Raw genomic sequence first — 8,961 nt, 5'->3', positions numbered from 1 at the left:
CGTGTGGCATCCCTCCGTACATCAACAGACTTTTGACGTCAAAAAGACCTCCACATATATCGGCATCGATATTTCTTCCTGCTTCACACCGGTGAAGCGGCACACGTTTCACTTCTATGGACGTGTATCCGAGACCCATATGCCCAAAAACAGCATTCTTTGCGAAAAGGGTCCACGTTCTTCGTCCGTTGAGAGTTTCCTCTTTTCGGAGGCAAAAGATCAGGGAGTGGAATTCTTTTTTGGTGAGACTTTCGATCTGAAGACCGCAAATCTTAAAAGCAAGGACGGCCACAAATGTATCGTCGCCACCGGCCTGGAAGAAACGCCATACGAAACCCTGGACATAAAACATGTAAATGTGCAGGGATTCAGAGGCAGCGGGGCCGCGCCTGAGAGCGGCACCGTGCTATCCTTCTTCGGAGATTACACAAATCACGATTTTGCGTATCTAGCCTCCTTAGATGATTTGATGTTTTGCCTGCTTTTTTCGCGCATAGGGGTGAATGAACATAATCTCAAAACCTTCAATCGGCATCTATTTGAGAGCACGGGTATTGCGCTCGATGACTGGCGTTTCTCCACGGGCTGCGTGCCTCTTGAAAGAAATCTCGCAAAAGAGGGCATGGTACTGGCGGGAACCATCAGCGGAATGATCGACCCCTTCTTCTTAAACGGCATCTCAGCTGCGCTCATATCGGGCAAAATTGCCGCCGAATACTTTATAAGCCCCGAGCGGGCTCTCAGGGAATTTAGTCTATTCACCCGTACCTTCTCCATCAGACGATTTCTCAAATCGGCATCAAAACATATTCCCCTCAAGAGGATTTCTTTCCCCGTCATGGTGTACATAACGGGTCATCTCCGCAACGTTGGGGTGCTCTCCTGATGGGCCGATATCCTGTGATCATCATCGGAGCCGGCATAGGAGGCCTGGCCACAGCGGCCGCTTTGAGCAAAAAAGGTATTGCCTCGTTACTGCTCGAAAAAAACGCTTTTCCCGGGGGACGCTGCTCAACAAGGAGCATCAATGGCAATCCCCACGAAATCGGTGCGATCTACGTTGGAGGCGGCGTATTCGATCATCTCAGAAATGATTTCGGCCTCAACCTACCCTCTGCGCAGATAAAATGCGGCATCAGGATTGGTAGAGGGATGGTCTCCTTTCCGTTCGGATTCAAGACCGTTCTTCAATTGCGGGCTTGTGGCGTGCCGATCACCGAGTTACTGCGAATGAAATACAAAGCGAGGGCTCTATCTGACCCTGGATGGTTCCGGGTTCATCCATCGGTAGGCCATATCATAGACTCTCTCACCGGGAACAGTATTCTACGCAAGGTTCTTCATACCGCTTCAGGGTTGTCGGGGACAAGCCCGTACCGGTTGCCCGGTACCTATTTAGATGAAAATGGACGCGTCATCCATTATCGGGCACTCAATCCCGAATATCTGCCTTCAGGTAACGCCGGTATAGCCCACGAGTTACTTCGGCTGGCGAGGACTCACTGCGAGGTGCTCCTAAACACGAAGGTTTCGCACATCGAGATCCATGACGGAATCGCCCGGTCTGTAGAAACAGACAAAGGTCGCTATGAGGGTAGAATTGTGGTGAGCAATACAGGCTTGAAGGAGACTGTTCTGCGCCTTACTGATTCTTCCGCGTGGCCTGCCCCATATTACGAAGAGGTGCGTAATTTGGGAGATGCTCTTCAGGTCGTCAACGTTTTTCTTACGTTTTCCCGCTCGTTCGCTCTACCCCGAGGTCATGCAGTCTTTCTTATGCCGTACGAAGTCCATGAAGAGTTCCGGTTGCTCGAGACAGGTTCTTTTCCTCTCGATTCCATGTTCGTCCTCCACGTTCCTTCCAACATAAATGCAGGGGACGGGGCTACCCATCATGCAACCTTGCAATTCTATCACCCGCGCCAAATGGCTTCCCAGGATTCGGTCAAGAGACAGGCGGAGCGCGTTGTAAGGCTCGGATTGAATAATCTTTTTGACGGACTTTCCCAAGCCGTGATCGATTATATCGTTTATGATCCACGACGCTATGAGGAGGAGTTTGGTTTTGTACCCTCTGTCTTCGGTGTATCCCCCGACCTTAAGTATCGAAGGTTCCCCGTCAAAGCACCTGTTAGCAACCTATTCTTCGCCGGGGACTCGGTCGAACCAGATGGTCCCTGTGTTGCGCAAGCTTTTGAGTCCGGCCTGGAATGCGCTGACCGGATATGCCGGGAGATTAGCTCGACAGGAGAGTGAATCCGACCTATGAATCGGTTAGATAATTCTTTCGACATCGTTATCGTGGGCGCGGGTATTGCCGGTATGGCTGCTGCCCGCGAAATAGTTAACGAAGACAATCTGTCTCTGGCTATAATAGAGGCGAACGGCGTAGGGTCAAACAATCCCTCTCCGCTCACTTTCGCCGACATTGTCGAGAAGCACGGTTTTGAGGATTGTCTTAAGGCGCGCTATCGAAGTTTTGTGTTTCACAATTACCAGGGTAGTTCGATCCAATACACCTTCGACGGGTACCCCCTGGTGGTGCTCGATTACAGGAAGGCCTGCGAAAAACTTCATGCCATCCTTGAGGCCGGTTGCCGGCGTCCGACAATCATTACTCAGCGGGCGGTCAGTCTGGCACAGAACAAGGATCCTCTGGTCATACTGGAGAACGGCGACTCCATTACTGCAAAGATCATCATCGACTGTTCGGGTAAATCGCAACTCGCCCATTCTCCCGAAGACGGAGTCGTCCGATATTACAGCCATGTATATGGCGGCCTCTTTTCGGGTCTCAGTAATGTGGACGATAAAACAGCCTGCTTCTTGTGGCCTCAGCAGCAATTCGGTCTTGGGGGAGGATGGTTCTACCCGCTTAACGGCGCACGGGCAAGTTTTGGCTATGCCACGATTTCTACGAGTCCGGAGATAGACATTGGCGTAATAGAAGAGAACTTTCAGGAGGCACTTCACCGGTTTTCACCGTACTCGGATTATCTGGCCGGCGTCAGGCTTGAATCCATTGAATATGGCACCATACCTATCACCCCGGCAAGGAATCTGGTACAGGGCAGAGTAATAGCGGCCGGAGACGCGGCCGGAATGGCAACAAGCTGGACCTGTATGGGAGTTGAACCGGCCCTCCGATACGGAACCCTCGCTGGCAAGATAGCCGGTAGGGCCTTGACTGAGGATAATTACCTGATTCTCCGGACGTTTCAAGACACATGGAATTCCGCAGACAAAGCCAGGTATGATGATTTTGCCCGAATCGCCGGATCGTTCTGGAATGGCAATCGCGAATTCTGGGAGTGGATCATCAGGAACGACCTCGCGTTTTTATCGGCGCCCCAGGTTCTCGATCGGATGAGGAACAATGATCACGTACCGAAGAAACATCAAATCCTTTTTCGAGCCCTTCGACATAAACTAAGAATGTTATTCAGCGTCGGTCGGGCCAGTAATCCGGCCCATATTGCTGTCAGCCAATGATGTCAAAGTGAAGAACCGGTATCTCTTCCCCATTTCAGTGGAAACCGATCCCGACGCTTTTGGTACGAAAGGGAAGAATCTACACGTCCTTTGCGTCCATGGAATACCTGTTCCACTGACGTTTTGTCTTGTGAGCGACGCATATCGCTTCTTTGCGATAGTTGATGGCAAGGATGTTAAGATCGAGAAGCTCGTCTCAACGAAAAACATGACTTATGGGGAAAAGGCATCGGCAATAACCGATCTCATCGTCAACGCCGCGATGCCTGAAGACATCGGCCAGGAGTTGGAACGGAATGATTCTATAGCAAAGACAGATGATTTGTGGGCGGTCCGGTCCTCATCAAACAAAGAAGATCTGGCGGAGCTGTCTTTTGCGGGCCTCTATGAAAGTTATCTCAATGCTCAAGGGACAGGTGCGGTCACTGAAGCCGTAAAGAAATGCTGGGCATCGCTGTGGAGCGAAAGAGCAATAGCGTATCGTGAGAAAAACGGGTTGAACCACGATCAAACCACTATGTCCGTGTTGATTCAGAAAATGGTTGACGCCCGTTATTCCGGGGTGTTATTTACGAGAAATCCTCATCACCCGGCGAAGAGCGAGATGATAGTCGAGTACACAAGGGGACTCAGCGAACAGCTGATGGCTGGGAGGGTTGAGCCACCTTACGCGTGCAGGATAGAAAACATGCTGACCGTCAGCTACACCTCAGCCGAGCGTGAGAATCGATTAGTCGACGCGGCATTGAGGGAGCTCGCCCGTATGGCGCTCAACATCGAGTCGATCTTCGGGCTCCCCTGCGATATCGAGTGGGCCTACGAGGGGGAGAAATTCTATGTACTGCAGGCAAGACCAATCACGCAGGCGGCAAGCCCCCGGCGAGTTGCACTGGATAAACTCTGGACCAGGGCAAATATCGGCGAGGTTCTGCCGTCAGTGGTGACGCCTCTTACATGGTCCATTTTTGGTGCCGTGATTTTTGGAAAGACGATCTCCTCGGACAAGTATTTGGGGGAGAGCGCGGGGGTCCGTCTTATTGATGGACGTGCATATCTCAGGGTCGATCATTTTCTCAATTCGTTTTGTTATCTTCCCTTTGTGACGCCGGAAACGCTGCAAAGGGTTTTAGGACTTCAAGTAACTGACCACGCCGGTTCGTACAGGCGCCCCAAGGGATTCCGGGTGCGATTGGCTCAAGGCCTATTCTTGCTCACTCTGACAGGGCTTATACCTTACCTCGCGACCAGGGCTAAAAGGCTGCCCCCCTTGAACAGAACCACTGCCGGACGACTCGATGAGCTTCTACAATGGAATGCCCGTTGCTTCAAGGTGCACATGTTGTGTACCGCTTACGCCATCGCGACATTCGCGCTGATAGATGTGTGTCTGACGAGATGGTTATCGGGTGAGCGCGCTCGCAACACTTTGCCCCTTATACTCATTGGACGGGAAGACTTGCAGACTGCCGCGCAGGGAAGATCGCTTGCTGAATTGGCCCTGTACGTACAGAATCACCCTGCAATGCGAGAGCCTTTCGAAAAAGCCACAGATTGGACCGAGGTTAGACAGCGCCTTGCAACTGTCGAAGGTGGTTCTTACTTTCTATCAATGATGGAGGATTTTTTGGAGGCCAACGGCGCCCGAACGGCGGAAGAGTTCGAGCTCGCGTCGCCGCGGTGGCGGGAGAATCCGGCATTCTTGCTATCGGTAATTGGCAAATTCATTGAAGCGCAGCCCTGGGACGCAAGCCGTGCAGGGTACGAAAGCAGGCAACGCGAGCAACGAGAAGAGGTAATGAGAACTGTGCGCCACCTTTCCGCATTTAAGGGCTTTATCTTCAGACGCCTGCTTTGCTCGTACAAAGATTTTTCAACCCTCAGAGAGAACATGAAATATAGACTCATGGAAGGCTATGCGGAAATCAGGGAGATATTTATCCAGGCAGGTAAAACACTCACACGCAAAGGTCTCCTCGCCGCAAAAGAAGATGTCTTCTTTTTGACACCTGGAGAAATCGATGCCTGTCTCAGAGACAAGAGTGACCTTGATGGTGTAGGTAAAATTATAGCAGATCGAAAACGGCACTACGACCGGTTAAGAATGGTGCAAGCGGAGGATTTTGTTCTGGATAGCGGAAAGAACCCCGAAGAGCATAGTGGCTCATCTATGGATGCCAGGACGTTGAGCGGAGTTGGGTGCAGCCCAGGACTCGCCGAGGGTCGGGCTAAAGTCCTTCACGACATTTCCGAATCAAACATGCTCAAGGTGGGCGAAGTTCTGGTAACCCCGCACACCGATCCAGGATGGACGCCTCTGTTTCTTACGTGTAAAGCCATCGTCACTGAAATAGGGGGGTTTCTCTCCCACGGGGCAACTGTTGCAAGAGAGTACGGCATTCCCGCGGTTGTCAATGTGAGCGGGGCCACACGAAAGATCCACACGGGCGATCTGGTCCGCGTAGATGGCGCCAAAGGTACGATAACGATCATAGAGTCCGCCGTCCACGCGGGAAGCGGGGGCATCTGACATGAAGGTGACCCTAATTTCTCTGGATCACGAACTTTATTGTATTGGAATCAGGATACTATCAGCATGTTTGCGCAAAGCCGGCCATGAAACACAAATCGTATTTATGGTGCCCCGAGCTGATGCGCGAAAGAACAAGTTTGCCAGTAGGTACAGCGGTGATCTTCTGTCGGGCCTTTGCGAATTAGTAAAAGACTCCGACCTGATCGGATGTTCTCTCATGTCCAATCAATTCCCTCAGGCTATTCAGGTCACCGAATATTTGCGATCGCACGGAATGAGAATCCCCATCGTCTGGGGGGGAGTTCAACCGACCGTTGAACCCGATGAGTGTATCAAGCATGCCGACGCGATTTGCCTGGGCGAGGGGGAAGAGGCGCTCGTCGATCTTCTCAATCGGATGAAGTCGGGTTTACCTTACTACGACACGCTCAACATGTGGTTTAACACGCCTGAAGGCGTTGTCCGCAACCGGTTGAGACCGTTGATTACGGACCTTGACAGAGTTCCGCCTCCGGATTTTAGTTGCAGCGGACATTTTCTGGCGGTGAATAATCGTCTGGTCGAATTGACCGCTCAGCGCTTCCGCGAATTTCAGGGTGAGCGGTTCCGTGGCGACGGTGGATCGGTTCCATATATGCTCATGACCAGCAGAGGATGTCCCTCCTCGTGTACTTACTGCGCAAACGCCGTATACAAGGCTCTCTACCCGGGAGAACGACTTCTGCGGTGGAGGGGCGAGTCAAAGATCGTTGAGGAGTTGAAAGCATTTCAACGCACGGTGGCTCCCATCTCGTATGTATATGTGGTAGACGACAATTTTACTGCAAGACCTAAACAGAAACTGCAAGCCTTCTGTGAACTTTACGCGAAAGAGATCGGAATCCCTTTTTATGCCCAGGTAAGTCCGCTCACTATCAATGAAGCGAAGATGGAAATCCTGTTCAAATCCGGCTGTTCGCATATTACTATGGGAGTGGAGACCGCAAATTCCCGTATGGCCGCAATGTACAATAGGACCAAGGAGCATGCGAGGCTTCGGTCGGCGCTCGATTTAGTGGAGAAATATCGTCACGCTATGGATCTTCCCCCCACCTATCAATTCATCATTGACAATCCATATGAGACCTTGGATGAAATCCTGGAGACCTTACGTTTGGCCGTAAGTTTTCCGCAACCGTGGCACCATCCGATATACTCGCTCATGCTCTTTCCCGGCACTCCCCTGTATCAAAGAGCCCTCGAACATGGGATCATAAAGGACAAACACGCCCAAATCTATACCCGGGATTGGAGGTCTCAGAGCCTTCCATTCTTTCAATTCTGGATCGAGCTATATCATCGCAATGTTCCGGCCTTTATTCTCAAATTACTATTGACACCCCGGGTGGCCAAATTCTTGTGCGGCCATGCAGCCACCGCCATCTGGAGAACAAAACCGTTTCGGAGATTTTCGCAAAATAGCCTTTTGGCCGGTGCGGTCGCTCCGAACTTAGCGGACTTTCTGCAGACAGTCTTCTTTTCGTGATGCTGCCGAGAATATACAAGAACACTGTGTCGTTAATGATGGCAAGCCTTGCTGACAAGGTGGCCTATGCGATCCTGTTCGTGGTTATAGCCCGCAACCTGAGTCAGAAGGATTTCGGTACGTACAACCTCATTCTGACTATGCTCTTTATCGGCGGCATGATCGTCAACTTCGGCATGGAAAGCGTCGTGATCAGAGAGGTCGCCAAAGACAAACGCCAGGCAGAGGAATTCTATCCCAATGCCCTGCTTCTGGCATTTATGTTTGCGCTCTGCAGCTGGGCCATCCTGATCGGCTTATCCCACCTTCTGCATTACGGACCCGAGATCGTGTTGCTCATGGGGTTTGGGGGTATCATCCTCGTCTCTATAGGGATCGGCCAGATAGCCTCGGCCGTGATCAGAGCCCACGAGGATATGGGCGCCTATGCCGGCGTGGTGGTCTGTTGCTCCTCGCTCGGACTAATTCTGAACCTTATGGTTCTCCGGATATGGGGAACCGTCACATCTCTTGTAATTGTTCTTTTTCTCACGGAATCGGTGAAGGCCGCCATATTCACATTTGTGGTGAGGAAATATGTCCCGGCATTACGCTGGAAAATTAACGTTTCTGTGGTCGGCCACATTCTTAAACTGTCTGTGCCTTTTGCCCTTCTTATGGCGTACGGCGCCCTTTTTCATCGAATCGACCTTCTCATGATGGGTTGGCTGAGACCGCTCAACGATGTTGCAGTATACGGAGTTGCGGCCAAGTTTACTGACGTACTCTCTCTGCTGTCCGGCAGCCTGATCGGAGCGCTTTACCCTGCCCTGTCTGCTAGAACGGGCGCTTCGCGCCACGAACTATGGGATCTGTTTTCCGATTCACTCGGAGTCTTCGCAGTTTGTGGCTTTGGGGTGGCCGGAATCACCATTGTTCTGGCCGAGCCACTCTTGCACTTTCTGTTCGGCGGCACGTATGCAACGGGCGTCGTTGCCTTGCGCTGGATAGGGTGGGCCTTCTTGTTCAACATGATAAGCGGTCCCATGGGCACCCTCTTGCTGGCAATAGGCGATCAGATGAGACGATTGCTTCTACTTGCGCTTTCATTATTAGTCGTCAATATTGCCCTCAACAGATTACTCATCCCCCTATACGGATTCAACGGCGCAGCCGCCACCACATTCATGTGCGCTTTAGCCGGGTTTTTGGGCCGTATGCTACTCTCCCGTGTATATTTCGGAAAGTTACCGGCGCTTGGAGTTCTCATATGGCGCCCTTTTCTGGCCAGCATTGTGATGGGGGTCCTCCTCTTTTTCCTCATGCGTGTACATATACTTATCGTTATACCCGCGGGTTTATCGTTCTATATCTTCTCGCTGGCTTTTCTCGGAGAGTTCCGTCAGGCCAGATATATACTGATACGATCGAGGAT

The 8,961-nt window shown here is 51.6% G+C and carries 6 protein-coding genes; all 6 read left to right on the top strand.

The annotated features are described in order from the left end of the window. The coding region (locus VMT62_07340; GenBank protein HVN96224.1) for a hypothetical protein at positions 1–886 on the top strand (886 nt) is incomplete at its 5' end. Further along, on the top strand, positions 886–2,256 hold the full coding sequence (locus VMT62_07335; protein ID HVN96223.1) for an FAD-dependent oxidoreductase: 1,371 nt from the start codon (positions 886–888) through the stop codon (positions 2,254–2,256). The genes VMT62_07340 and VMT62_07335, both read left to right, overlap by 1 nt. Positions 2,257–2,265: 9 nt before the next feature. Next, positions 2,266–3,492 carry a lycopene cyclase family protein gene (locus tag VMT62_07330; GenBank protein ID HVN96222.1) on the top strand — a complete coding sequence of 409 codons (1,227 nt, stop codon included), beginning with the start codon at positions 2,266–2,268 and terminating at the stop codon, positions 3,490–3,492. 7 nt (positions 3,493–3,499) lie between these two features. After that, entirely contained in the window at positions 3,500–6,019 is a 2,520-nt protein-coding gene (locus tag VMT62_07325; protein HVN96221.1) for a PEP/pyruvate-binding domain-containing protein, read from the top strand. Between the two features lies 1 nt (position 6,020). After that, positions 6,021–7,547, top strand: coding sequence for a cobalamin-dependent protein (locus VMT62_07320; GenBank protein ID HVN96220.1), 1,527 nt, complete (start codon positions 6,021–6,023; stop codon positions 7,545–7,547). 35 nt (positions 7,548–7,582) lie between these two features. After that, on the top strand, positions 7,583–8,961 hold a 1,379-nt coding region (locus tag VMT62_07315), incomplete at its 3' end, for an oligosaccharide flippase family protein (GenBank protein ID HVN96219.1).

The sequence above is a fragment of the Syntrophorhabdaceae bacterium genome, assembly GCA_035541755.1.
In the GTDB taxonomy this organism is placed as follows: Bacteria; Desulfobacterota; Syntrophorhabdia; order Syntrophorhabdales; family Syntrophorhabdaceae; genus PNOF01.
This window is presented reverse-complemented; position numbering and strand designations above follow the sequence as displayed.